The organism is Bowmanella yangjiangensis (assembly GCF_018531185.1).
Taxonomy (GTDB): Bacteria; Pseudomonadota; Gammaproteobacteria; order Enterobacterales; family Alteromonadaceae; genus Bowmanella; species Bowmanella yangjiangensis.
The window spans coordinates 984714-1011008 of the sequence record NZ_JAHDJU010000002.1; the positions used below are offsets into that span (position 1 = coordinate 984714).

General features: G+C 47.0%; 16 protein-coding genes. 7 read left to right on the top strand and 9 right to left on the bottom strand.

Annotated features, from left to right (window positions below; translation table 11 throughout):
- Nucleotides 1-36 precede the first annotated feature (36 nt).
- From KJY73_RS13785 to KJY73_RS13805, 5 genes are all read left to right on the top strand, one after another.
- Nucleotides 37-1191 (top strand): AGE family epimerase/isomerase, encoded by a 1155-nt coding sequence (locus tag KJY73_RS13785; protein ID WP_214344292.1) that lies wholly within the window; start codon nt 37-39, stop codon nt 1189-1191.
- A gap of 248 nt (nt 1192-1439) precedes the next feature.
- Nucleotides 1440-3041, top strand: a complete 1602-nt coding sequence (locus KJY73_RS13790) for an AbgT family transporter (protein ID WP_408611383.1) — start codon at nt 1440-1442, stop codon at nt 3039-3041.
- A gap of 21 nt (nt 3042-3062) precedes the next feature.
- On the top strand, nt 3063-4136 hold the full coding sequence (gene hemH / locus KJY73_RS13795) for a ferrochelatase (protein WP_214344294.1): 1074 nt from the start codon (nt 3063-3065) through the stop codon (nt 4134-4136).
- A 74-nt stretch (nt 4137-4210) separates the two neighbouring features.
- Nucleotides 4211-4951 carry a substrate-binding periplasmic protein gene (locus KJY73_RS13800; protein ID WP_214344295.1) on the top strand — a complete coding sequence of 247 codons (741 nt, stop codon included), beginning with the start codon at nt 4211-4213 and terminating at the stop codon, nt 4949-4951.
- Between the two features lie 41 nt (nt 4952-4992).
- Nucleotides 4993-5466, top strand: coding sequence for a flagellar biosynthesis anti-sigma factor FlgM (locus KJY73_RS13805; protein ID WP_214344296.1), 474 nt, complete (start codon nt 4993-4995; stop codon nt 5464-5466).
- A gap of 26 nt (nt 5467-5492) precedes the next feature.
- Here the strand turns inward: KJY73_RS13805 and KJY73_RS22020 are convergent, their stop codons facing one another.
- From KJY73_RS22020 to KJY73_RS13845, 8 genes are all read right to left on the bottom strand, one after another.
- Nucleotides 5493-7358 (bottom strand): diguanylate cyclase, encoded by a 1866-nt coding sequence (locus KJY73_RS22020; RefSeq protein ID WP_214344297.1) that lies wholly within the window; start codon nt 7356-7358, stop codon nt 5493-5495.
- Between the two features lie 61 nt (nt 7359-7419).
- Complete coding sequence (locus KJY73_RS13815) at nt 7420-7800, bottom strand: response regulator (RefSeq protein ID WP_214344298.1); 381 nt, start codon at nt 7798-7800, stop codon at nt 7420-7422.
- A gap of 15 nt (nt 7801-7815) precedes the next feature.
- On the bottom strand, nt 7816-9636 hold the full coding sequence (locus tag KJY73_RS13820) for a response regulator (RefSeq protein WP_214344299.1): 1821 nt from the start codon (nt 9634-9636) through the stop codon (nt 7816-7818).
- Nucleotides 9602-10558 (bottom strand): GGDEF domain-containing response regulator, encoded by a 957-nt coding sequence (locus tag KJY73_RS13825; RefSeq protein ID WP_214344300.1) that lies wholly within the window; start codon nt 10556-10558, stop codon nt 9602-9604. The genes KJY73_RS13820 and KJY73_RS13825 overlap by 35 nt, the downstream gene beginning before the upstream one ends.
- 16 nt (nt 10559-10574) lie before the next feature.
- Nucleotides 10575-13688 (bottom strand): tetratricopeptide repeat-containing hybrid sensor histidine kinase/response regulator, encoded by a 3114-nt coding sequence (locus KJY73_RS13830; protein ID WP_214344301.1) that lies wholly within the window; start codon nt 13686-13688, stop codon nt 10575-10577.
- A 19-nt stretch (nt 13689-13707) separates the two neighbouring features.
- Complete coding sequence (locus KJY73_RS13835) at nt 13708-13998, bottom strand: hypothetical protein (protein ID WP_214344302.1); 291 nt, start codon at nt 13996-13998, stop codon at nt 13708-13710.
- A gap of 25 nt (nt 13999-14023) precedes the next feature.
- Nucleotides 14024-14845, bottom strand: coding sequence for an SAM-dependent methyltransferase (locus KJY73_RS13840; protein ID WP_214344303.1), 822 nt, complete (start codon nt 14843-14845; stop codon nt 14024-14026).
- Between the two features lie 142 nt (nt 14846-14987).
- Complete coding sequence (locus KJY73_RS13845) at nt 14988-21578, bottom strand: ATP-binding hybrid sensor histidine kinase/response regulator (RefSeq protein WP_214344304.1); 6591 nt, start codon at nt 21576-21578, stop codon at nt 14988-14990.
- A gap of 289 nt (nt 21579-21867) precedes the next feature.
- Between KJY73_RS13845 and KJY73_RS13850 the strand changes: the two genes are divergently transcribed.
- The gene (locus KJY73_RS13850; protein ID WP_214344305.1) at nt 21868-24090 is read left to right on the top strand and encodes a TonB-dependent receptor; all 2223 of its coding nucleotides are present in this window, start codon (nt 21868-21870) and stop codon (nt 24088-24090) included.
- Nucleotides 24091-24104: 14 nt separating this feature from the next.
- Here the strand turns inward: KJY73_RS13850 and KJY73_RS13855 are convergent, their stop codons facing one another.
- Nucleotides 24105-24998 (bottom strand): HAD family hydrolase, encoded by an 894-nt coding sequence (locus KJY73_RS13855; protein WP_214344306.1) that lies wholly within the window; start codon nt 24996-24998, stop codon nt 24105-24107.
- Nucleotides 24999-25089: 91 nt separating this feature from the next.
- On the opposite strand from KJY73_RS13855, the gene KJY73_RS13860 reads away from it, so the two are divergent.
- Nucleotides 25090-26262, top strand: a complete 1173-nt coding sequence (locus tag KJY73_RS13860) for a hypothetical protein (RefSeq protein WP_214344307.1) — start codon at nt 25090-25092, stop codon at nt 26260-26262.
- Nucleotides 26263-26295: the final 33 nt, after the last annotated feature.

Consider the following 26295-nt stretch of genomic DNA (forward strand, 5'->3'; position numbering starts at 1 on the left):
TCATCTGCCCATTGCCAATGGCCGGATATCAATGCAATGACAAGCAGTGCAGCACTTATACAAGCTACCGAGAAATTTGCCTACTGGATGCAAACGTATGCATTGCCGCTTTGGCAACAACAGGGTATTGAAGCTTCCTCTGGTGCTAGCGCCGAATCCATGAATGAGGATGGCCTGGCTGCATTTTCGCTGGACAGACGCACCAGGGTACAGGCACGTCAGATGTTTACCTTCACAGCCGCTTATCAGCAAGGCTGGTGCTCCCAAGGCCGTGAGGTGGTTGAGGGTATTCAGCGGTATCTGGACACCTATGCCCAGCATCCAACATACCCAGGTGCTTATGTGTTTAAGTTGGATCCTGCCCATCAAGTGGTGGATGACAGCCTGGATACTTACGACTGTGCGTTCTTTTTACTGGCCTGGGCTTATCAGTTCAGTGTATTTGGCGATATGCAGGCGAAAGCGCGAGCCGACCAGCTGCTTTCATTGCTGGATAAGCAGTTTAAGGGAAAGCCTGCAGGTTGGTTGGAAGGCAGCCAGGGCGGTACACGCCGGCAAAACCCACATATGCATTTGTTCGAGGCTTTTCTTGCCTGGTTCGAAGCGAGCAAGGATGCCAAATGGTTGGCCAGAGCCGCCGAGATATTCAGTTTATTTGAGTTGTGCTTTTTTGATCATCGTCATGGCGTACTTTATGAATACTTCCAGCAGGATCTGTGCCCCTTGAGTTTTGCTGAAGGGCAGGTGGTAGAGCCTGGCCATCATATGGAATGGGTGTGGTTGTTGCGTCGTTATCAGTCTTTTACTGGCGCGCCAGTGGATGATTATTGCCATACCTTGTATGAGCGCGGATTGCAGTTTGGGCAGGATAGTAATGGCCTGCTGTTCGATGAGGTGGACAATCTCGGTGGTGTTAAAAAGGCCTCTAAGCGTTTGTGGACGGTGACCGAGTTGATAAAAGCCCATCTGGCCGAAGCACGCCATGGCAGGCCTGGGGCTGAGCTTGCGGCAGCCGAGGCTATTGAAGCCTTGTTCAATCAACATTTGAATACTGCGGTATGCGGTTTTTACATTGAGCGGCTGGATAATCACAATCAACCTTTGGCCCAGCAAGCCCCGGCCACCTCAATGTATCATCTGATGATGGCCTGCCTGGAAGCCTGTCAGTATCAACGCGATTTACTAGTGTAAATGTTTGGAAATAAGACTCTTGTTGCTATTTTTAGACAAGTCTGACCATTTGCAATGTATTGGCTCTGTAGCGCTTGCATGCTGGAGTTGGTGCTGACATATGAATGTTTTAAATGCTTGCTACAAAGGGCTTTTTTAGGATTGGAAGCCACTGGAAATGACGCTCAATCGTCAAATTCTGACTTTGTCTGGTTTTTTGCTAGAATATGCGGGATTCATCTAAAAGACAGAAACTGCGAGGACATCCTTTGCTAGCAGAAAATACCAATAGCTCCGTCAATAAGGAGCAGATCAGAGGTGGTTGGTTTAACCGCTTTCTCAGCACCGTGGAATGGCTGGGTAACCTGCTTCCGCACCCTATTACCCTATTTGCCTGTTTTTCTCTGTTTATCATACTGTTAAGCGGCATTCTCGGTTATTTTGAGGTCAGTGTGCCCGACCCCCGGCCACTTGATGCTGCCGGGCGAGATCCTGACGGTATGATAGAAGTCATCTCTTTACTCAGTGCCGAAGGTTTGCAGCGCATCGTTGGCGGCCTGGTCACCAACTTCACTGGTTTTGCGCCTTTGGGCACGGTATTGGTGGCTTTACTTGGTGTGGCAGTGGCTGAGCACTCAGGCTTGTTATCTGCTGCGATGCGTGGATTGGTGTTAAAGGCACCTGCACGTTTGGTAACTTTTACCGTGGTGTTCGCCGGTATCTTATCGAACACGGCAGCTGAACTCGGCTATGTGGTACTGATTCCTATGGCTGCGATGATTTTCCACTCACTAGGGCGCCATCCTTTGGCCGGTTTGGCCGCTGCCTTTGCCGGCGTATCCGGCGGTTATAGTGCTAACTTGTTCTTAGGCACTATCGACCCTCTGCTGGCGGGTTTGACCACTGAAGCGGCGAAAATGATTGATCCCGAGTATGTGGTGGGTCCCGAGGCGAACTACTTCTTTATGTTTGTCAGTGTGTTTCTGATTGCCATTTTAGGGGCTGTGATTACCGAAAAAATCGTTGAGCCGCGTTTGGGCAAATTCGACCCCACTCAAGCGGAGTCTAATTTGGAGAAAACCCAAATGCAGGCTCTGACTTCCACAGAGCGACGTGGCTTGCGCAATGCCGGTTTGGCGCTATTGGCGGTTGGTCTGGTGCTGTGTATCACTATTATTCCGCAGTTTGGTGGTGTATTGCTACACCCTGAAACCGGTCAATTAAAGGGATCGCCGTTTCTAAAAGGTATTGTGGCCTTTATTTTCGTCAGCTTTGCTATCCCGGGATTTGTTTACGGCAAAACTGTGGGCTGCATGAAAAACGACAAAGACGTGATCAATGCCATGTCGCAGGGCATGAGCACCCTGGGTATGTATATTGTTCTGGTGTTTTTCGCTTCCCAGTTTGTCGCCTTCTTTAACTGGACCAATTTGGGCACTGTACTGGCGGTTAAAGGCGCCGCACTGCTCACGGCATTAGGGTTGGATGGCCCAGAAGTCTTTGTGTTCTTTATTCTGATGTGCGCCATGGTTAACCTGTCTCTGGGCAGTTCGTCTGCTCAGTGGGCAGTAACGGCACCTATTTTTGTGCCTATGCTAATGCTGGTGGGCTTTGCGCCTGAGGTTATCCAGGCGGCTTACCGCATAGGTGATTCTGTGACAAACCTGATTACCCCCATGATGAGCTACTTTGGTCTGATCCTGGCGGTGGCCAGTCGTTATCAGAAAAATCTGGGTATTGGTACGCTGGTTGCTACTATGTTGCCGTACTCAATGATCTTTTTTGTAGGTTGGACACTACTGTTTTATTTGTGGGTATTTGTGCTGGGCATGCCGGTTGGACCAGGTGCTCCCACTTATTACACTCCCTAAACTATGTGACTGAGGATGTTTATGCGTTATCGCAACAGTGACAGCTTTCGCCATGAGCAATCTGACAAAATCGGTGTGCTGGTTACCAATTTAGGTACCCCGGATGCGCCGACCAAACCGGCCCTAAAACGCTATCTGCGAGAGTTTTTATCAGACCCTCGTGTGGTTGAAGCGCCCCGCTGGTTATGGTGGCTGGTACTGAATATGGTCATCCTCAATTTTCGCCCGGCGCGCAGCGCCCATGCTTATCAAACGGTGTGGACGGAACGGGGATCACCGCTGTTGTTCCACACTGAAGATCAGGCCAATGGTCTGCGCCAAGCGTTGGCTGCACAGTGGGGGGATGATCTGGTGGTGGATTTTGCCATGCGTTATGGTAATCCTTCCATCGACAGTGTTGTGAATCGCATGCTGGACCAAGGTGTGCGAAAGATATTGGTCCTGCCTTTGTATCCACAGTACTGCGCTTCAACCACCGCTTCGACTTTTGATGCATTGAGTCGCTGTTTGCAGCAACGCCGCTGGATGCCGGAAGTCCGTTTTGTCACTCAATATCATGATGATAAAGGCTACATTCAGGCGCTAGCCGATTCGGTTCAGGCACATTGGCAGGCTCATGGCCGTGCAGAGCGTTTACTATTTTCCTACCATGGTATCCCGCAGCGTTATCTGGATAATGGTGACCCTTATCATTGCCAGTGTCTGAAGACATCCAGGTTGGTGGCAGAAAGGTTGGGATTAGACAAAGGCCAGTATCTCACTACCTTTCAATCAAGGTTTGGGCGTGAAGAGTGGTTAAAACCCTATACCGATGAAACATTGAAGGCATTACCTGCCGAAGGGGTTAAGTCGGTTCAGGTTGTTTGCCCTGGATTTTCGGCCGACTGCCTGGAAACCATTGAGGAGATTGGTGTTGAGAACCGAGACTACTTTCTCGAAGCCGGTGGTGAGAGCTATCAATATATTTCTGCGTTGAATGCTGAACCAGAACATATCCAGGCGTTGGCTGCCCTGATAAGTAAGAACTTGCAAGGTTGGCAGATATCCAATGCCGAAGAGCGTAAACAACGGGCAGACGCACATTCTAAACAATAGGGCGTAACAGTGGCACAGTGTCAGATGACTGTGCTACTGTGTTTGTGAACTCATTCTTCAATCACAGTGGACGTATGAAGTGTTTATGGGGCCTGCTATTGATACTCTTGTGTGGTCAAGTACAGGCTACTCCCGAGCTGGTTATTTATACTCAGAATTTAGAGCCTTACCACTACATGGAAGACGGTAAGCCACGGGGTATTAACTATGAACTGGTGCGCCGAGCACTTGACGATGAGGGGATTCGCTACCGTATAGAGCGGATTAACTGGGCCCGGGCTGTCAAACTGGTGCAGGAAACTCCTAACACGGCTTTACTTACCTTACCGCGCAATATTCATCGTGAAACCCAGTTTAAGTGGGTGGGACCGCTACTATCCTCTCAGCCCTATTTTTATCGTCTTAAACAAAATGACGAGATCCAACTAACTACACTTAATGATGCCGTGAATCTGCGTATCGCTGTTGTCAGGAATGGTGAATGGCATCAGCGTTTGTTGGCATTGGGGATGAATGAAGGTGAGTTGTTGTTTCCTGTTACGCATATTTCTGACACTTACAATATGTTGTTTCTGGGACGGGTCGAGCTAATCCCCGGTTCAGACATTACTATGCCTTTTATGGCGCAGGAAGCGGGTTATGGGGCTGAATTACTAAGCCCGGCGTTAGCTTTGCCAAAACGTTCCACCGGTAACCACTTAGCCTTAAATCTCAGTATCAATGAGCAACTGGTGAAAAGGCTAAACCAGCGAATTGAGCAGCTAAAAGAGCAAGGGTTGCTGGATAAGTTGAAAAGCACTTACCAAATAAACTGAACAGTCTGGCACTGGATTTGCTCTTTGATGAGTAAGACAACATGCAGGACGCCGACATGCTCATCACCCCTTACGCCGCGGCGCTTCAATCCGATACTGCAGCGGCAACTTCCGGCCAGGTTGCCGCCAGCCAGCGGCAAGATGTTTCAACTAATACGCCAAACAATGAAGATCAGGTGTCATTGTCAGAGCAATCCAAGCAACAAGCATTTATGCAATCCATGCTGGAAAATATGCTGGCCAAAAGGTTGGGAATTGATAAAGAAAAAATTGATGAGCTTAAAGAGAAAATTCAGGATCTTGAGGACGCCATTGACGGAATGAAAGCAAAGGGGCCACTCAGTGCTAAACAACAGGATGATTTGAATGTCATGGAGCAAAAGCTCGACGATCTCAAGAAGATGCTCGAAGAGTTAATCCGTGAAGCCGCTGAGCGAGCTGCTCGTGAGGAAAGAAAGAACGACACAGTGGGCGATAAATTAGCGGCTTATAAAAGTATCTTTTCCCTGGGTTGAGTGGCGAAAAAGCAATGTTTGGTGCGTTAGGCAGCTCTATCAATGACCAGTCTGTTGCGCCCGGCGTCTTTGGCTGAGTAAAGGATTTTATCGGCTCTGGCCAGCAGCTCTATGGCACTACGAGGAGGAATATTACTCACCAATCCAATGGATATTGATACTTTAAGTTCATCAAGTTGCATGGTTTCAGCGATTCCTTCACAACGTTTTCTCAGCCTTTCTAACAGCAACGCAGCATCCTGTGCATTGGTATGAGGTAAAGCAATAAGAAACTCCTCCCCACCGATACGGCCCACAATGTCGGTATGTCTTAAGGTCTGAGAACATAGCCTGGCAAAGTGTTTGAGAACTTGGTCACCGCCCTGATGGCCCAGACTGTCATTGATTTTCTTGAAGTGGTCCAGATCCACCAATGCTACACAGAAATCAATCTGGTGGCGTTTGGCTAAATCTGCCTGTAGCTGGAGTAATTCCAGAGTTTTTCGCCTGTTTAATAATCCGGTCAGAGCATCGGTATCTGCCAGTTGTTGTAGTGCTTTTTTATGCAGCCGTTGGCGGTGAAACAAAATCAGCAACAGGCATAGGATTAAACTCAAACTGACAAACAGAACTTGTAATAGCCTGTTACTGCGTTGCTGATTTGCCAGTTGGGCAAGCTGTAACTGATTCTGAGCTTCTAATAATTCATTCTGTTGGGCTTGTGCCTCTAGTTCGTAACGACTACGCAACTGATGAAGTTGTTTAGTACTTTGCTTTGATAGAAGAGTTTGGTGCTCAGCATTGGTGATGTCTAAGGTTTCATAAGCCTGCTGGTATTGACCTGTGGCAGCCATAATCCGCGCAGCTTGCTCTTGTAGGGCTATCTTCTGCAGCGGCATACTATCTGGATTAAGACTCTCGCGGGCCTTTTTCAAATACTGGTTAGCTAACTCCGTTTGTTGCTGCGCCAGATAAATGCTGGAAAGCAACAAGGCGCTGTCAAGTATCATGTAGGCATTGTTGCCTTGCTCGAACAACGCCATCGCCTGTAACGCCGACTGTTTGGCCAGCTCATGCTTACCACTTTGCCAGTCTAACCCTGCTAACTCCTTGAGAGCATAGGCGACGCCCTGGCTGTCATTTATGTGTTGGGACAGGTCGGCAGACTCTTGCAGTTGTGCCTTGGCCAGCTCGAGGTTACCGGTATTTTTATTGGCGCGCCCCAAGCCGTATAGGTAGATGCTTAAACTTATCCAGCTTTGTTGTTCCCGATAGTATTCCACAGCTTCAGCAAAGTAAGGCAGGGCCAGCGCGTCCTCCCTGCGGTATTCGTACACTAAGGCGATAGCACCGGCTAAATCTGCTTTGACAACCCATGCATCGCGCTGTGGTGCCAGATTATACGCGCGCTGCAGGTCTGCCATCGCCGCGATATAGTCACTCAGGCTGGTGAGCAGAAGGCCTCTCGTCATCAGGGCTTCCAGGGTGAGATCAATGTGGTCATAAGATTCAGCCCATGCTATAGCATCATTGACTTCATCTAATCCTTTAGCTGGTGTTCCATGTAAGTCCTGGGCGAATGCCATACTCAAATGCAATTTGTGATAAAGCCAGGGTTGTTGATAGGGAGAGAGCAAAGCGAGCCCGCTTTGTGCTTCTGCGATGGACCGCTCCGCTAAGACTAATGCGGCGTATGCCTGGCTCTTCAGCAGGTGATATTGCACAAGTGCTAAGCCTGACATTGGCGATTGAGCGTCTAGAATCTCAAGCAATTGGTCAGGATCTGATTTAATCAAGCTTTGCCATTTATCAAATGGGGCATTTAACTGGGTTAATCCCGGGGTAGGGGTAGCTGAAGCCAGCCCTGCTATCAATAGTAATGCCACAATGCTGGCTTTTAATAAACTATGCACACTGCAACTCCGTCGTCTCTGGTCAATATCCCGTTGTCCTGCTGCAGCGTGTTAGTCTGGTTCAGGCCGTCGTGCCAAGAAGCTTATCAACAATGGCTTTAATTTTCTGCAAATGAAAGGGTTTGAGAATAAACCCGGAAGCGCCAAGTTTAATTGCTTCAGTGACGTAATCCATACTGCCATGTGCGCTGACCATTACGATCTTGGCATTGGCGTCTAATTGCTTAAGCTCAGCCAAAATGGCTAAGCCATCTTTACCAGGCATCTGAATATCTAAAAAGACAATATCGGTTGGATTTTTTCCGTAAATGCCTATGGCTGTATCGCCACAGGACGCCTCGAGCAGATTGCAATCAAACATGCTTCTTAGTGCTGTACGAAGAAATGCTCTGACATCAGCATCATCATCGACAATCAGGGCAGTCATATCCTGATATGACATAATACACTCCTTGCATCAATCTATGGATAAACTATCCGTGTTGGCGATCAGTTTCTCAACTTCAAAACTGAGATCCTGCAGGGCCAAGGGTAGTTTCTCTATGGGCATATGATGTTCCAGTTGCCTGGCCATCTCGCTTATTTGTTTAAACTGGAATAAAGCGGCGGTGCCCCTCAGCTTATGCGCCAGCTGTTCCAGTTGTGACAGATTGTTTTGCTGATAGGCTAATTTTATTGCTTGCAAGTGGGCTGGCAAACCGCTGACAAATTGTGACATCAACTGGCGCATTTCGTCGTTTGGCATGGCCAACTCATTTTGCTCTGAAATATCAGGTAAATGCTGTTGTAACAGCCTAGCAAACTTCAGACGGTCAATGGGTTTTGATAAGTGCTCGGAAAATCCCGCGTCCATGTACATCTGAATATCTTCGCTCATGACATTGGCGGTTAGTGCGACAACCGGTGTTTCTACACCCACAGCACGCAGCAACTTAAGTGCTTGCAGACCATCCATGACGGGCATATTAATATCGGTGAAGATCAGGTCAAATTCCTCAGCCATCGCCGCTTCCATCAACTGCTGGCCATTCTCAACCGCTCTGACGTCCAACCCCTGACTTTGCAGCATGCGAGTCAGTAATTGGCGACTCTCATTGGAGTCTTCGGCCAGTAATATTTTGCCCCTCAGCTTGCTTTGTTGGTCTGGTTTTTCCTCTTCCATACTTGGGATTTCGCATAGTTTTGCCTGTATGGTCAGGGTAAAGCAACTACCGATTCCAAGTTCACTCTCAAGGCTTATTTGGCCGGAAAGCTTGTTGGCCAATTGTGCGGAAATGCTCAAACCCAGACCAGTCCCACCAAATTCACGAGTGATTGTTGAATCGCCTTGGGTAAAGGGGGCGAAAAGTTCTGCCTGGCGTTTTTTGTCAATACCTAGGCCGGTGTCACTAATCTTAAAAAACAGTTGCTCAGATTCGATGCCAACATCCAGAGTAACCTTCCCTTGCTTGGTAAATTTAATGGCATTGGAAAGCAGATTTACCAAAATCTGTTTAAGACGGACAGGGTCAGTATAAATGTGTCGGGGCAACGTCTCGCTGATACTGACGGCAAAGACAAGCTGCTTTTTCCTGGCACTATCTTCGACCAGAGTTCGGACTTCTTCAATTAGCTCTAGCAGGTTAACCGGCAGCAATTCAATTTCCATCTTTCCGGCTTCAATTTTGGATAGATCCAGTACGTCATTGAGCAAGGTTAATAGATGTTTACCACTTATGCTGATGGCTTTGATGGCTTGTTTCTCTTCGCCTTTAAATTCATCAGCCAGCAGCGCCTCCGCATAGCCAATGATGCTGGTCAATGGGGTGCGAATTTCATGGCTCATATTGGCCAGAAATCGGCTTTTGGCTTCACTGGCTCGGCTTAAATCCCGGGATAATTGTTGCAAAGCCCGGCGTTGTCGCACTATTTCTAATTGGGTCGCAATTCGAGCCTTTACTACATCAATATTGAAGGGCTTGTGAATATAATCCTGAGCACCTAAACGGAGTCCTTCCTGTTCTTTTTCGGGATTATCCAGGCCGGTAATAAAGATAATGGGAATGTCGCTGGTGGAGGGGATGGACTTAAGGGTGCGTAAGGTATCGAAGCCATCCATGCCAGGCATCATAATATCAAGAAGAATTAAGTCAGGTTGCATGGCTACGGCTTTTTCGACAGCCTGATTACCGTTTTGCGCCAGGATAATCCCGGTGTCCTGGCGAAGAAAGTCACTCAATAATCTTAGATTGGCTTTTTCATCATCAACCAACAGTACCGTTGGGCGAGCTGTTGTCATGCTGGATCACTCCCTGTTCTTCACCAAACCACAAGACTCTGTTTTTCCCCTGGTGCTTGGCCAGGTAGAGCATATCGTCAGCCAGTTTTAAGGCATCCTCTGGTCTTGTGTTCATACTAGGCTGACAGGTTACGCCACCGATACTGACTGTAACCTTATGCCTGGATTCGCTGTATGGTTTTTCCAACTGCAGAGCCTCAATGGCTCGGCGACAACTTTCCATTACATCTATGCTGCCTTTTTTGTTGATTTCGGGCAGCAGAATCACGAATTCTTCGCCCCCGTATCGGGCGACGAGATCTCTGGGGCGCTTTAGCTGTGCCAAGAGTTGCATAGCGACTTCCTGCAGAATCTTGTCGCCGATGGCATGTCCGTGACGGTCGTTGAACTGTTTAAAATTATCGATATCTACCATCACTAGCGATAACTCTGACTTATTTCGCATAGCAACACGCCATTCACGATGCATGACTTCATCATAGCGACGGCGATTGGCCACTGAGGTCAATGGATCAATATTAGCCAGTTTTTCCAACATCACCCTCTGCCGAGCAAGTTGAAGATGCAGTTTAATCCTGGCTAACACTACCGCGGCGTGAAATGGCTTCTGGATATAGTCGCAGGCACCCAGCAAAAGTCCTTTTTCTTCGTGACTAACATCGCCTAGCGATGTAATAAATATAACCGGAATTGCACAAGTTGCAGCATCATGCTTTAGGTGGCTGATGACTTCAAAGCCGTCCATATCCTGCATAACAACGTCCAGTAAGATGAGATCAGGAGCAAACTCCCCTGCTTTACGTATTCCCTGTGGTCCATTTTTGGCCAGCACGATCTCAACTTCATCACGAAGTATATCGCTAAGTATTTTAAGATTGGTCTTTTCATCATCGATGATAAGTACCCGCTGTTTCGCCAACATGTGTTCGGGTCCAAATTTAAGAGTTAATGACACTGCCAGTGTTTATATTTTCTTGTTCCTGCAGCTCGCTTAGCAGAGTAATGGTCAAGCTGGCTGCGCGTTCATACTCCACTTCATCTACCTTCTTTGCAATACGAGTCAGAGTATCCTCAAAGGGGGTGTCTTTCATTATCTTTATAAGCGTGGCTAACTTATCTTCGACCGTAAAGTCTGATTGCTTAAGCAATTCTAAAATCTGTTGTAATGCATCTGCCAAGTTTGAATTGGATAGTGGTTTATGCTGCTCTATTTGCTGTTTTTTTAGCATTGGCGCCAGACTTGTCAACAGGCTTTCTAACTCATCTGCGATGACCAGTAAGGCTTTCCGATCGCATGGGCCGTGTTCAAGTATCGGCTCCAGTGTACTGCACTTAGCCGATATGCCAAGGGCACCAATATAAGCACTGGAAGATTTAAGAGAATGTACCAATCTGAACAGGACATCGAATTGCCCATCAGCTAGATGTTGTCGTATCTGTGTTGGCGTGTCTTGCTGGTCGCTGTAAAAAGAACACAGCAAAGCTTGATAAAGTTCAGGGTTGCCGCCCAATCTAGATATGGATTGTTGCACGTCCAAATCTGCCAGTTGCTCATTTTGCCAACCTTGCAAACTGTCAGTCGGTGCTTCTGATATTGCTATGGTTCGCTCTGTAGGTAGATGTTTCGCCAAGATGGAAAACAAACTGCTATTGTCGAACGGTTTTGCTAAATGCCCGTTCATACCGGCCTTCAGACTTTTCTGGCGATCAGTTTCCATAGCATGTGCGGTCATAGCAATAATAGGAATTTGCAGTTCCATATCCTGGCGAATAATAACGGCTGCTGTGAGTCCGTCCATGACCGGCATTTGAATATCCATCAAGACGGCATCAAAAAACTCGTCCTGCAATTTGCTAATCGCTTGCTGGCCATTTTCAGCTACTACCACTTCAATCTTAGTCTTTTGTAAAATGCCCAGCGCCACCCGCCGATTGACTTCATTGTCTTCTACCAACAACAATCGGTATTGCGACCAATCGGGAATAGATGTTTCTTTGGCCAAAACGGTAGCTTGCATACTAGCTTTATTGACTTGTGCCAGAGGCAGGGAAAATCTGAAGCAAGCGCCTTCACCAGGTGCACTCTCAATCCAAATCCGACCATCCATCAAATCACAGAGCTGTTTGCAAATTGCCAGTCCCAGACCCGTTCCTCCATACCTTCGGGTGATAGAGTCATCCGCCTGACTAAAGCTTTGGAATAGTGCATCTTGCTGATCCTGGCTCAGGCCAATCCCCGTGTCACGGACTGCACCCTCAAGTAACACAAGATTCTGATCGTCAGGTGACTGATGCGCAGTTAACTCTATAGTAACTTCACCACTGTCGGTAAATTTAACGGCATTACTCACTAGGTTGTTTAAGATCTGTTTTATGCGCCAAGGATCGCCTAACAGTTGCGTAGGCATGTCTGGGGAAATCTTTTCAATTAATTGCAGGTTTTTAGCTCGAGCCTGAAGCATCTGCATATTTAGTGCACACTTGACCACCTCGCGGGGGGCGAAAGGAACAATATCTATGGTTAGCTTTCCTGCTTCTATACGTGAGAAATCCAAAATATCATCCACCAAACGCAACAGGATTTCCCCAGCATCCAATACGTTCAACAGATGGCAACGTTGCTCGTTTGTTGAGCGAGTCTCCAATGCCAGTCGACTGAGGCCGGTAATAGCATTGATAGGGGTGCGGAGTTCATGGCTCATTCTGGCCAAAAATGCAGATTTGGCCTCAGTCGCAGCTTCAGCTTCATGTCGAGCAACAGCCAGTTGTTTGCTGAGCCTGGCTAAACGGGATTTCTCACGTTGCATGTACATGGCCCACAATGCCAGAAAGCCCAATAAACCAAGCAGTAGTGTTGCCGTTAACCAAGCATTTTCACTGCGCTTTTGGCTGATTTCCCGTTCTAAATTTAGCAAGCGATTCTGTTCTTCCAGGTCAGCAATCTGCGCTTCCTTTGCTTCGCTTTCGAATAAAGCCTGCATCACAGCGAGCTGGGTCGAAGTTTGCTTGCTTTGGAATTCTTCTTGAACTTCAATGGCGTCTTTCAGTGTTTTCAGGGATTTAGATATTTCACCATCTGCCTCATAAACCGCTGATAAAGTTCTTAAACTTGACGCGTACTCATCTTTCTCACCTGAACTTTCATCTAGCTCGGCTGCTAGTTTAATAAATTCCTCAGCTTGCTTGGTATCGCCAAGCACTAGCAATGCATTTGCTTTTCGTCTCGCCGCCGATGCTGTTACATAAGTCAAATTGAGCCTTTTTGAAAGCTGTAGCACTTCTTCATATAAGTCAATTGCTTGAATAACATCATTGTTCTTTAAAAATGCGTCTCCAATGCCATTTTTTGCTAAAGAAACACCAAGTGGGTCGTTAGCTTCTTCATATTGCTTTATTGCCTCATTATAAAGAATTATGGCATCGTCAATTTGATTTGTTGCCACCTGCACATCGGCTTTTCCCTTTAATGCACTCGCATAGGAATATCCGTTTAACTGGGCAATTTTTATGTACTCATTGTAATGGTATAAAGCAGGGGAATATTGTTTTGCGCGTTTGTAGGTATTGGCTATGTTGTTGTAGCAGTAGCCTAAGTATTCTGCATCACCTATAGCTTTATAGGCTTCTATTGATTCCTTATATTGCGATATCGCTCGAGAATATTCTCCGATTGTTTGAAGTACATTTGCTTGTAACATCCAAGATCTGGCGAGAACAGCAGTATTTTTTTCATTTTTGATAATATTTTCTGCTTCTCTTGCCTTAAGCATTGACTCTTCATACTTTCCTAAAAAATAAAGAGAGTACGAGCTAGCATTTAATAATCTGGCTTTTAGGTTTGGAAATGAATTTAATTCAGGATTATTTTGAATGCCGTTGGCAAGTTCAAGGGCATTGTTCGGGTTGGAACGGGCAAGGTCCTCAACTTCTTCAATAGCGTGCTTTATCTGATCGGAAGTAATAGGCTGTACCGGAAAGCTCTGCTCAGCAAAACAGCTATCATTGATAAACAAAGAGCTAAAGCAAAGTAAAACACAAGCAATCCGGCACATGGTCTATCAGTCTCTTTAATCAGTGGTTCTGCCGACCAATTCGACCGATATTGTTTTTGTTATCTTCATTTCCAGCAGTTTTTTCAAGCCCCTTCCAATCACCGGTGGCGGCAATTAATGTATTGGCTAAGTTCTTTCGTAGAGTCTCACTATCCATAGATAAGAACTGCTCAGCGCTTTGTACGCCAGCTTCAGTTAACAAACGTTTACGGTTAGTGGCCAGTTCGGCCGCATTATTACCGGTATTGAAGGCCTTCAGTTTGCTAGCGTCGGTGGCTAGTTCCAGGTAGAAACGACTTAGATTATCCATAATGTTTTCCTTTTGTTGTTATGGTTTAGCTTTCACTTTCTACTTCTTCATACTCATCCCAATGATGAATATCCTGTTCCGTCAGACCGAGCCAACTAAGGCGGTCTTCAGCAAACTCTGGTGTTTTACAAGCCGGCACATATAGGGTGGTTACTGTGTTCACTTCTGCTTTGGGCAGCTCAGCCAAAGCAACCCAATCCCTTTTTGGTTCGAAACCTGGAAATATCGGCGCCTCGTATAGACATACCTGGTGATCGGGCGGATAGCTTTGCAGCAATAACTTGGTCAGCGCGTCTAGCCCTTTCTCGCCAGGTTTGAAGTGGTCCATACTATGTTCACCGGTCAGGCCGATTTGCCACAATATTAGTGCAGCGCTGGTATCTACTTGGCGGCGGGTTAATAAAAAACGGGTAGATTCATAAGATTGGCAACCTGTATCGGCAGGATCCAGATCTAAATCAGCGTATAAACAGGCGTCGGCTGAAATTCCAGGTAGCATTTTAATTTCGTGGCCCAGAGGTTTAAGCACCCGGCTGGCCATGCGGGTAGAAGAAACAAAAACCCCGGGGTGACCATAAAATACGGTGCAGACGTCCTTACCATCGGTGACCAGCTCAATGATCCGTTTGGCCATCTGCTGATAAATCTCAGGCCTGGAGTAGCCCATAGTATAAAAACGACCCAAATGTTCGGTATTCGGATTAAGTTGCAGAATGTGCTGAATGGAGAGCGGATTGGGGGCAACTAAAAGAACCACTTCTGCCGTCTGGATTAGGCTTTGTGTTTCTAAGGTCATATGGCCAGGATGCAGGCCGCAACCTGCAATTGTAAGACGACCCTTTGTCATAGACGTTCCCTTTGTGTTTTTATTTATTGTTGTCCTTATCAAGCAAGCATAAAAAACAATCATGCCTTGCGCAATAGGCGAAAGTTCAAGTTAACACCATTCTCTGTTTGGTAATGAACTGTAGTGGCAAGTTAATCTGGTGTTAACTTTTGTTTAGCTGTTCGATTAACTGACCCGCCATGCTTGCAGCCTTCTCGTATTCAATATCTCCTACGCGCTGATTGATAGTGGCGAGCTGTTCGGCAAATGGCGTATCCTGAGCCAGACTTATCAGGTTGGCCAAATACTGTTCTGCAGCGAAGTCGGATTGCTGTAGTAAGGGTAGCAAGCGATTTAATTCATGTTTGAATTGTTCTGCATTGAATTTCTTTACTGTCTCATTGTCTCGCTGATCGGCATAAAACGGACTTAGCTCGTCTAACAACTGCTCCAACATCTTACAAATAGTGGTCAGTGCTTTTTCGTCGCAACTTTTTTTCAGCAACAGGCTTTCCACTTCTCCGCAGCGTTTGGATATATCGAAAGCGCCAATATAAGCCGAGGTCGACTTTAATGAATGTACCAAGTGCAGCAGCTCCTCTAACTTTCCGGCCAACATAAGTTGCTGCAGTTGCACCGCAGTTTCCTGCTGCTCGTGATAAAAGTCATGCAACAAGCTGAGGTAAAGCTGAGATTTACCACTCATATTGTCTACGGCTTTCTTGCAATTCAATTGCTTAATGCGTGAAATTTGCGTTAGCTCAGGCGTGTCAGCGATTAGCTTTGGTGCCACAGTCTCAAGGGTCTGCAAAGACGGCGAAGCTTGTAATTGATCGACTAATACTTGGAAGAGAATGTCCGGATCAAGAGGCTTGCAGATATGCTCATTCATTCCTACCTCCAGACTTTTCTGCCTGTCGGCTTCCATAACATGGGCTGTCATGGCGATAACTGGCAGCTTTGTGAGCTTTAACTGGTGGCGGATAAGATTGGTGGCTGTTAGGCCATCCATATGTGGCATTTGGATATCCATTAGTACCAGATCAAAGTCGTGCTTCTGCAATTTCTCAAGGGCAACTAAACCATTCTCCGCTGTATCTATCTTCACGCCGGTGTCTTTTAGCAGCCCCACGGCGACCTGCCGGTTAATGGCATTATCTTCAACCAATAAAATTCTGTAACGGCTTAGATCTGGTATTCCAACGTATTCCTTAGTGGATTCAGGGTTGGGCAATTGACGCTGCCCTGCAAGTACGTTGGTGAGAGCATCCACCAAGGTCGAGTGGTTAACCGGTTTCTCTAAAAACTGAATTATTTGGGTATCGCCGAGCTGTTTTCGTGCATCCTGCTTATCGTAAGCCGTAACCATCAGGATCCGGGGGGAATCTGTCAGCCCAAGTTGTTGTATACGCCTGGATGCTTCAATACCGTCCATATTTGGCATACGCCAGTCCATTAGAATGGTATGGTAGTGACGCTTCTCCATGGCCGCCTGGCGCACCATTTCGATGGCTTGGGTGCCACTGTCAGCCTGGTCTGCTTTGATGCCTAGTTCATCTAGCAGTTCTAACAGAAGTTTCCTGGCCAGAGACACATCGTCAACCACCAGTACCCGCATCTGTGCTATGTGCTTGGCACTGCAGCTTGGCTGGATTTCTGACTGATTTGCACGCTGAAGGGGAAGGCTGACGTGAAAGGTTGAGCCCATCCCCAGTTCGCTTTCTAGCCATATTTGCCCATTCATCAACTCACATAGTTGCTTGCTGATGGTTAATCCCAGGCCGCTTCCACCGTATTTACGGGTGACAGAATCGTCGGCCTGAGTAAATGACTGAAACAGCCGGCTTTGCTGCTCTTCTGTCATACCTATGCCAGTATCCCTTACGCTAATATGCAGTAGCAAATTAGCGTCATCTTCAATTTGCCCGGTGATGCGAAGATGGACTAACCCATGTTCAGTAAATTTGATGGCATTACTGAGCAAATTCACCAATATTTGCTGAATTCTTAGCGGATCACCCAAGAGCCCGTCCGGCAGCTCTCTATCTACATCACATAGCAGTTCCAGTCCTTTGCTATGAGCACGAAACGCATTGAGATTAATACTGCGCTGAAGCAACTTATTCAGCGAGAAACTGCAATGTTCAATGGTCATCTTGCCGGCTTCGATTTTCGAGAAGTCGAGAATGTCGTTCACCAAGCTCAGTAAGGTCTCACCGGATTCCTGAATATTATTAATGTAATCCAGTTGTTCTTTATCCAGCTCGGTCTTCATTGCTAAACGGCTCAAACCGATAACGGCATTGATGGGGGTGCGTATCTCATGGCTCATTTTGGCAAGGAAAGAGGACTTTGCCTGTGTAGCTTCTTCGGCCTTCAGTTTAGATGCCGCGAGTTCGGCGGTGCGCTGCTGGACCTTTCTTTCAAGATTACGATTGGCTTCAATAACTTTATGGTAAAGACGGGTGTTGTCGAACATCACTGCAGTTTGATTCGCCAGCAACTGCAATACATTGACCCGGTCAAAGGGAAATGCCCCTGTCATACTAAGATGTTCCAGATACAAAATTCCCCGGTAACTGCCTGCAACGATAACTGGTATACATAACAGTGACTGTGGACGTTTTCGTTGCAGGTAAGGATCTTTTGAAAGGCTGCCAGCCTGACTAAGATCATTAACTAACTTGGGCTTAAGTGTCCGGCTAACTAAAGTCAGCAAACTCTGTGGTAAATCATCCTGATGCCTAAGCTCGGGGTATCCAGCACGGTTCTTCAATAGGCCTTCGTCGTCAACGAACAGTAAGCTTCCTGACTGCGCCCCTGCATTCTCAACAATGATATGGATCATTCTGTCCAAATAGGCTCGCAGGTTGACTTTCCCACTCAGGGTTTCTGAGGCCTTAAGTATCGAAGCCAAGTCCACATCATCGCTATGCTGTAAGTTACTTATCTCCGTTGTAAGTACGTTACCTAAACGCACACGCATATGGCGGGCTTTACTGTTTGCTCCCCAAAGTTGATAACTCTGATAGGCTTTGGACTGTTGCTGTTTGGCAAAGTCGGGGTTGCCCATCTGTGTCCAAAAGTCCGCGTAGCGTTCTTCAGCGATAGCCTTATGCTGTAAAAAACCAGCTTGCTGGGCTGCAACAATAGCAGTTTCGTATTTTTGCCAACCATCAGCTTGTCTGCCCAATCTGGCTAACTCTGCGTCTAATAACATGACTTTGTGCAGATGATTATCTGGTGTGCTGTTCGCCCAATTGTTTATTAAGGCGCGCTTGCTAATGAGTATTTGGTGCCATTCATCCTCTTGGCTTTGGCTGAGTCTGGCTGCTAACAAGGCAGCAAATAAGTGAAACTCGGTTTGGTGATAAAGTGCAAATGCGACTGAAGCTAGAGGTTCAGCTGCGTGGTAGTGCTTAGCAGCCATTGCTAAATCGTCGTGCAAATAAGCCAGGATTAACTTAGCGCTGTGATAACAAAACAGTATGGTCAGATTTTGCGTTTGCTCCAGCACCTCAACCTGGGTGGTTTCGTCAAAAGCACTTCCGCATAAGAGCAAAGGTTGCCCTTCATCACTGCGTAAATTTATTACGCACTGACGCCACAAGTTTATGAACTCCAGATTGTAGGGAATGCGCTTGTCTGCGATGAAACGCGCATATTTATCCATTTGCGAAATCACCCTGTCCAAGGGGGTGCCGCTCAGGCACAGATAGAAGCTATAAAACAAGGCAGAATGCACGGCAAATTCGATGTTAGCATCGTCCATTGCTACATATATATTGCTCTCTAACCTCTCCAGACTATCACTTAATGGTGCAACCCAAGGTAGTACGGCTGCTGCTTTTTGGAACTGTACTTCAGGGGTGTAGCGGTGCTGATACTGTTGGTCAACCTCAATGGCCAAATTTGCAAATTGTAGTGCTTGCTGATATTGGCCGAATGCACCGCACAGAATGATGGCATGGGATCCAAAGGCCCGGCTGGCTGGTGCCGAGTTACCTTGTGTGACGCTCAATTCAACCATGGCATGGGTTACCATCAGATAGTGCTCGGGACCCAATATAAACGCGGCGGTAGATAAAACGTTCAAAGCCTCAATGGCTAGTTGCTGAACTTCGTCCGTCAATGCAGGTTTGCTCAGCAAGGCGTGAATGTTCTGCTTGTCGTAGTATTTCTCTAAATCCAGATAACGTGCACCAATACCGCTTGGGTCGCGAATGTCGAAACCGGCTTCAATTAATACCTGAGCACCCAACTGGTAAACTTCAGCTAACTGGTTTTGTCCGAATAGAATTAGCAGTTGTAATTTGGTGACCCGCAGTTTGTCTGTGAGTGTCTGTACTTTTTCAATCAGGAATTGGCACAGATGGTTAGCTTCTTCATAAGCTTGAGTTAGGTAAAAACTGCTGGCAAGCGCCAGATAGATCCTGAAACAAAGCGCATAATGCAGAGGCCAATCGCTATCTTCCAGAAAGCTGGCCGCTAGCTCTAAATAGGTTCGCGCGGCGGCATAAGCGTTAGCAGCCAATGCCTTTTCACCTGCCATAAAATTGAATTCGGCCAGGGTCAATTTGTCTCTATCAATCAGATAAAGATCGGCGGCGGCATTCAGATGACCAACAAAATCCAGCACCAGTTCGGCTTGTTGTGTTTCAGAATAATGTGCTAAGTAGTAATTTCCTATGGCGAGATGGATACGTCGCCTGGCATTGCCGTCATTGAGCTTGAAAGCTGTCTGTTGAAGCCTGTCATGGTTGAAGCGCAGGCTGACAATACGAGTTCCTTTGCTGTCGGTGAAGGCGGTCATAATGCCTTCATCAACAATTTCGGCTATATGGTTTTCTAATTCGATAGTGGATAAATTCAGCAGTGCGGCAAGTAAATCGCATTGACTGTTGCTGCCTAGTAGCGCGGCGACACCTAACAGTTCCTTACTGGTGGAAGACAACCTGGCAAAGCGCTGGGTGGTGAGTTCAACCAAATTGTCAGTGATTTTCTGCTGCTCAATATCCATGATATTCCAACACCACTGTCCGTAATCGTTACGCTTTAGCAATGACTGGTCGTGGAGCGCTAATAAAAACTGACGAACAAAAAACGGGTTGCCGTTGGTTTTTCGCATCAGCAAGGTCGCCAAGGGGCCAAGTGTTTCCGGCGACTGGTCGAGAGTATCTGCCAGCAATTCGGTAATGCTCTCAGGCGGCAATGGGCTGACTTGGATATCTTCTATATGACCACCTTGGTCGCTTATCTGTTGAATACTGTGGAGCAATGGGTGCGGGGCAACAACTTCATTATCTCGGTAGGCCAAAACGACAAGCAAGTTATTAATCTGTTTGTCTTTAAACAGCTCCTCCAGCAATTTTAAACTGGCGGAATCTGTCCATTGCATATCGTCAAGGAACATCACCAACGGCCGCTGTTGCTGTGCAAAAACTTTAAAAATGCGCACTAGCAGCTTGCTGAATCTTGCATCCTGATAATCATTACTCAGACTAGTGCTGCTGGAACCAGTAATGGGTTGCCATTGAGGCATAAAGGCACTGAGTAAATAAGCATCGTCACCTGCAGCAGCTCTAAGGCTTTGTTGCCAGTTAGCTAATTGTTGCCCATCTTCCAGTAGCAACTGTTCGGCCAAATCAGAGAGTGCTTCCATGACTGCGCCGAACAAACCATCACGTTGGTATTGCTCACATTTGCCTCTGATGAAATAGGCATTTTTAAGCAACTTGGGATGGTCGAGCTGGTCAATGATGGCTGATTTTCCGATTCCGGAATATCCCTTCATGCACAGCAGACGGCTGGTACTTTGAACCTGTACTTGCTGAAAAGCACTTAGTAACTGATTAACTTGCTCGTCCCGACCATAAAGTTTGCTGGAAAAGTGCAGACGTTGACTACCCAACGCAATTGACAGTGGAAAGGCTGGGATGCTTGCTACAGACTGCCACGATGTAAAGCATTTGGTTAGATCTTCAACTACCCCTCTGATATCTCCATAGCGGTCATTTGGATTTTTGTTCAGTAAGCGTGAAATGATCTTACATAGCTGCACGGGCAACGTGGGATTCAACTCGCGTAATGACGGTGGTGTGGAGGCAATATGGGCATGAATCAACTCCATGCCATCGTCTGTTTCAAAAGGAAAGTGGTCAGAAGCCAGGAAATAACAGAGGGTGCCAAGGGAATAGAGATCGGAGCGGTTGTCCATGGGACAGTTTACCCGACCAGTGGATTCCGGCGCCATGGCCCGCAATTGATTGATATCGAGTTGGGTCTTAGGGTTATGACGGCTGACCTGACTGACAACACTCGGGTAACCGAGATCAATCACACTAAGGTTTTCACCGTGTTCTGACCAATACATGGCGCGAGGATTAAGATGACCACAGATCAGTTTATGGTTATGAATTTCCTCCAGTACCTTAGCCATGCTGAGCATGGCTTGCAGTCGGATACCGACATCTTGTTTGGCTAAGCGAGCGCTGAACTGCCAGAGATCCAATTTGTTGTCAGGTGCGGATAAAACGTCAAAGTGATGCCCTGCTTCCGCAAAGCTGGCAATTAATTGGGGGCTGAAGCTAAATTGGGGAAGCTCGGTTTCTGGTACTTGAGAAGAGGAGGCCCCATTTATCCGTTGTTTAATAAAGACTTTTTCACCACTAGGTGCCACCGCTTTGAACAGCTTAAGGTGAAAGTTTAAAGCTGGCAGTTCGCTGAGGCTTGTATACTCGTTGAATTTTTCCATGCCTATACCAAAACGGACTGTTGCAATATGAAGAGCTTAATGGAGATTAGGTGTCTTGTTAAGATACTCACTTAACGCTTTTTTCGACAGGAAATTAACGTTTTTTTAAATTGTTTTATCCTGTTGCAACAAAGTGTCATGGAAATCTGCTAGGCTTCCATCAGTAGATTTCTAGGGATTTACCAGCCATTCGCATATGGTCTGTTCAAAGGGAAGCGTAATTCGGCGCTAGTGTCAGGTTGACTAGTTTAAAGCGCATTATTCTAAGTTTTCGTTTGCTGGATCCTGCATGTCATTAGTTAAACTCCTTTATGGCTCTGCCGCTATTTTTGTTTCCAGTCCTTTTGCAGGGCATGCGGCATCCGTGCCTGAAGAACAAAACATCGAAGTCATTCAAGTGAAGGCGCAAAAACGCCTGCAGGATATTCGTGATGTGTCGGTGGCCGTTACCCTAGTGGACGGCGAACAAATCGAGCGCCAACAGATTAAAGATACGACACAGTTGGCCGCGCTGGCTCCCAACGTTAAGTCCTCTAAGGTTGCCGGAGAAGGTACGACGCCCTCGTTTAATATTCGTGGTATCGGGATGTTCGATTACAACACCTCGACGATTTCGCCAATCGCTATTTATGCAGACGATGTGGTGAGCGGAGGTGCGAATTTTCTCGATAGCAACCTGTTTGATATTCAGCGAGTAGAGATACTTCGTGGGCCTCAAGGCACTTTGTTTGGCCGTAATACCACAGGCGGTGCCATTCTTATTTCCTCAAGGCTGCCTGAAATGGAGTTCGGCGGATACGCAGGTCTGTCGCTGGCGGAACATGACTATCAGCGAGCCCAGGCTGCCGTCAATCTGCCGTTGGGGGAGCAAACTGCGGCTCGTCTGGCAATCAACCATCTGGACTATGACTATTCTATGCAAAATCTTGCTCCGAATGGACAGGATGGTGGCATGCGCCAGGATAGTTTGCGCTTGCTCGTTAGCAGTGAATGGGACAATTTTTCCGTTTTATTCAAACTGTATTCCGAAGATTGGCGTGGTGCTCCTAAGCCAATATATAGCGCCGGTATTCTGAAGAACCCGGTAAGTGGAGAACGCTGCTTACCGGCTGATTTAGGTAGTCGGCAGTGTGTCGACAGCTTCGGTTTTGCACCTGCTACGGATGACTTCTGGCAAACTGAAGCGGATACGGCGGACAAACGTCACGATACAGACAGTTGGGGGACCAGCTTGCAATGGCAGTGGCAGCTAAATCAAATCTGGAGTCTGAAGTCCATCACTGCCTATAAAGACTTGCAACGCTTTCATTCCTTTGATTCAGATGGGCCAGGTAATTTTATTGAAGGGTCATTGGGATCAGACAGTGAGTTCTTTAGTCAGGAGTTAAGTTTAAGTCGAGAGGGGGAGTATAGCTTCTGGCAAATGGGGCTGTTTTACTTGCAAGAACAGCTCTCACAGGACAGCGATCTCGATTTGTTCCGCGATTTTAGGGCTATACCTAGTCTAGCTGCCAATGCCGCGCAGTTTTTCTATCACAACAAGCTGGATAATCACTCTCTATCAGCCTACAGCCAGGTGGACTACTACCTAAACCCGCAATGGATCCTGACAGCAGGTTTACGTTTTACCGATGAGAGTACCGAGTACCACGCGGTAAGTGATCTGGATGTAGAAGGGGCATTTATCCCCTCTTTGTGGGATATCAAAGGCGAGGTGGAAGATGGCGAATGGTCTGGGAAGCTAGCTCTGGTACAGAAAATGTCAGCGCAAACCAGCCTTTATTACAGTTACTCACGAGGATATAAGAGCGGCGGTTATAACGGTGGCTACTCCACCAGTGCTGAGCAGGCTGCAGATTCAGAGTATGCCCCAGAAAGGCTGAATGCCTGGGAAGTGGGCGCCAGATTATATCTGCCTGACTGGAATATGAATCTGGATATGGCAGCGTTTTGGTACCGCTATCAGGATCAGCAGGTGTTTGTTAACCAGACCACAGGCTTGAGTCCATATCACGTACTTAAGAATGCCGGTGATTCCAGGATTTATGGTGTTGAGCTAAGCCTGGCATATACTCCTTTCAGCCAACTCATGCTGGATTTTAATCTGGGCTACTTACCCAAAGCCGAGTTAGGCGAATACCGAGAGGGCGACATTTATGTTGCAGGCACCCAGTTACCTTTTACGTCTAAGTGGAATTTCAGCGGCCTGATGCAATATGAAATGAACTTGGCAGGCGGCCGGATGCTGGCGCAATTGGGCTTTGATTACCAATCGTCGTTTTTCTTTGATCAGAATGAAAACCCCTACCTTGAGCAGTCGGGTTACAGTATTTGGCACGGACGTTTGGCGTATCAGCCAAACGAAGCTTGGGAACTCGCGTTGTGGGGAAAAAACCTGTTCAATCGTGAATATAATGAACTGCGTTTTGATTCAATTGCGGCTTTGTCAGCAGTAACTGAACTGCGTGGCGAAGCTCGTCAGCTTGGGGTTGAAGTAAACTACCACTTTTAGCCTTAACCAGGTGTTCAATTGAACACCTGTTGCCAGTCTCGCAGCATGTCTACTCTAGTCCAGCCATGTGCAATGGCTGCTGCCAGGGTGTCATCTCCCGGGGAATAGCGATATTCGCGGATGTCATCCGTGTGTTCAATCAATACACACAAGGAGGTGGGGGATGTTCCGGCCCAGCGCAGCATTTGAATATCACCGCTGCTATTGCCAAAGGCCGCTACAGGTCGCTTGGCTATCTGACTTTCAATGGCTAGAACCTTGCCGGCACCATTGTCCAGAAACCAGGGAACTGGGGCCATTTCAACGGCCAGGCCATCGGGCTTATCGACTAACCGGGTTACCAAGCGGCTGCCAATAACCTGTTCTGGCGGGATACCATAGGTTTGCTGGCTCCATGGACGGATAAAGTAGCAGCTGCCGCCTGAAACTAAATAGTTTTTAAAACCAGCTTGCTGGAACAGATCTAACACTTCCCGCATGGGTTTATAGGTCAGTTCCGTATAAGGGCGCTTAAAGCGAGGGTGTACAGCTTTTTCCAGCCAGGCAGACACCCAACCATGGTACTCATCGGTGCTGATTCCATCACGAAATTCTTTAATTAACAGGCTGGTATCTTCAATCAATTCATCATGAATGTGGTGTAACCAGTGCTTGATTTTTTGCCTGAGCCCTGCGCCTATTGGCAGTGACCTAGGTTCATCAAAACGCATCAGATCCTTGAGAAATACCAGCTCGGTAATATTCGGCTTTTCCGGCCACAAGGTGCCATCGTTATCGAAGGTTGCTATACGTTGCTCTTGGGGCACAAAATCCAATGATTCTGGATGGGTAACCCGTTCGATAAATTCCAAAATGGCATCACGTGCCAACCCAGGTTGCCATGAAGGCAGAAGATTTTTGCTAGTCAATTGCTTAAAATTCCCTCAAGTCTTTGACGAAAAAAGAATACCTGTGGCAGACTGAAATTCAATGTTAAAAGGATGTTATTGGAGCAACTAGATGCGATTTCAATTGATCTGGCCGGTTTTGCTGACTTTGCTCGTACCACTTGCTGTAGCGTGGTTTGTTTACCCAGCTCACCTACCACCTGGATTTGGTGTATTTCCTCCGCAGTTTGTTGAGCAGGCTGCAGGTTTTAATCTATGGGTTTTTCTGGCTGTTGGGGCTGGCGCAGTCTATATCAGCGGCTTAATTCTATTTCCTAAACTATATGGCTTTAAAGGCGCCACGCCATTGCCACAACCCGCCAAGCAGCCATTACCTTGGTGGTTCTGGTTGGGGCTGGTACTTAATTTATTTTTCTGGTGGTTGATGTGGTCCCACTCTAAGGCGTTTGGTGATCTGGTTTATTGGTCATTCACGCCCTTATGGTGGGGATTTATCCTGGTATTGGACGGGCTGGTTTATCATCGCAATAACGGTAAGTCGTTATTCGCCAGCAGACCAACCACACTGTTTATTGCGGCGCTGGTGTCCATTGCCGGTTGGGCTTACTTTGAATATTACGACTATTTTGTACTGGGCAACTGGTATTACCCCGATGCTCATCAGGCTCCCTGGCCCTATCCTGTTCTTGCGTTGGAGTTTCTGGTGACATACAGCACGGTCACGCCGGTATTATTTCAGTGGTACAGTCTGTTCCAAACCTTTCCTGCCTTGCCAGCTCGCTATAAGAACGGCCCAAAAATGCCGCTTAACGGCAATACCATGATAGGTATTGGTACGGTTCTTATTGGACTGATGGTGATTTGGCCTTACCCGTTTTTCTGGGTTGTCTGGATAGGCCCTTTTGCCGTTATGACCGGCATCTTGATGCGCCTGAATATCTGGAACCCCTTTACCGATATTGCCAAAGGAGACTGGAGCGCTGGCGTACTGATTGGTGTTGCCTCTTTGTGTAACGGTTTATTTTGGGAGTTTTGGAACTTTGGCAGCCATGCGTTTCATGCCACACTGACCAACCCCAATTATTGGGTTTACAACATTCCCTATGTGAATGTTATCCATCTGTTCTCAGAGATGCCGCTGCTGGGCTATTTTGGTTATATTCCTTTCGGCGTATTGGTATGGCAGGTGTTTATCTGGAGCGGTAATCTGTTGGGATTCAATACCGATATCCGCTTGGATAATGTTGAGCATTTGGATGAACAGATTCAGGTGGTTACTAAGTAAAGGCGGTATCAGGCATTGTTGCATCTGCTGGTA

Excerpts from the sequence above, each read along its gene's own strand:
- KJY73_RS13815 (WP_214344298.1), bottom strand. The coding sequence starts at position 7,800 with ATGTCATATCAGGATATGACTGCCCTGATTGTCGATGATGATGCTGAT.
- KJY73_RS13805 (WP_214344296.1), top strand. The coding sequence starts at position 4,993 with ATGCAGGACGCCGACATGCTCATCACCCCTTACGCCGCGGCGCTTCAA.
- KJY73_RS13840 (WP_214344303.1), bottom strand. The coding sequence starts at position 14,845 with ATGACAAAGGGTCGTCTTACAATTGCAGGTTGCGGCCTGCATCCTGGC.
- KJY73_RS13830 (WP_214344301.1), bottom strand. The coding sequence starts at position 13,688 with ATGTGCCGGATTGCTTGTGTTTTACTTTGCTTTAGCTCTTTGTTTATC.
- hemH (WP_214344294.1), top strand. The coding sequence starts at position 3,063 with ATGCGTTATCGCAACAGTGACAGCTTTCGCCATGAGCAATCTGACAAA.
- KJY73_RS13845 (WP_214344304.1), bottom strand. The coding sequence starts at position 21,578 with ATGGAAAAATTCAACGAGTATACAAGCCTCAGCGAACTGCCAGCTTTA.
- KJY73_RS13785 (WP_214344292.1), top strand. The coding sequence starts at position 37 with ATGACAAGCAGTGCAGCACTTATACAAGCTACCGAGAAATTTGCCTAC.
- KJY73_RS13860 (WP_214344307.1), top strand. The coding sequence starts at position 25,090 with ATGCGATTTCAATTGATCTGGCCGGTTTTGCTGACTTTGCTCGTACCA.
- KJY73_RS13850 (WP_214344305.1), top strand. The coding sequence starts at position 21,868 with ATGTCATTAGTTAAACTCCTTTATGGCTCTGCCGCTATTTTTGTTTCC.
- KJY73_RS13825 (WP_214344300.1), bottom strand. The coding sequence starts at position 10,558 with ATGTTGGCGAAACAGCGGGTACTTATCATCGATGATGAAAAGACCAAT.
- KJY73_RS13800 (WP_214344295.1), top strand. The coding sequence starts at position 4,211 with ATGAAGTGTTTATGGGGCCTGCTATTGATACTCTTGTGTGGTCAAGTA.
- KJY73_RS13835 (WP_214344302.1), bottom strand. The coding sequence starts at position 13,998 with ATGGATAATCTAAGTCGTTTCTACCTGGAACTAGCCACCGACGCTAGC.
- KJY73_RS13820 (WP_214344299.1), bottom strand. The coding sequence starts at position 9,636 with ATGACAACAGCTCGCCCAACGGTACTGTTGGTTGATGATGAAAAAGCC.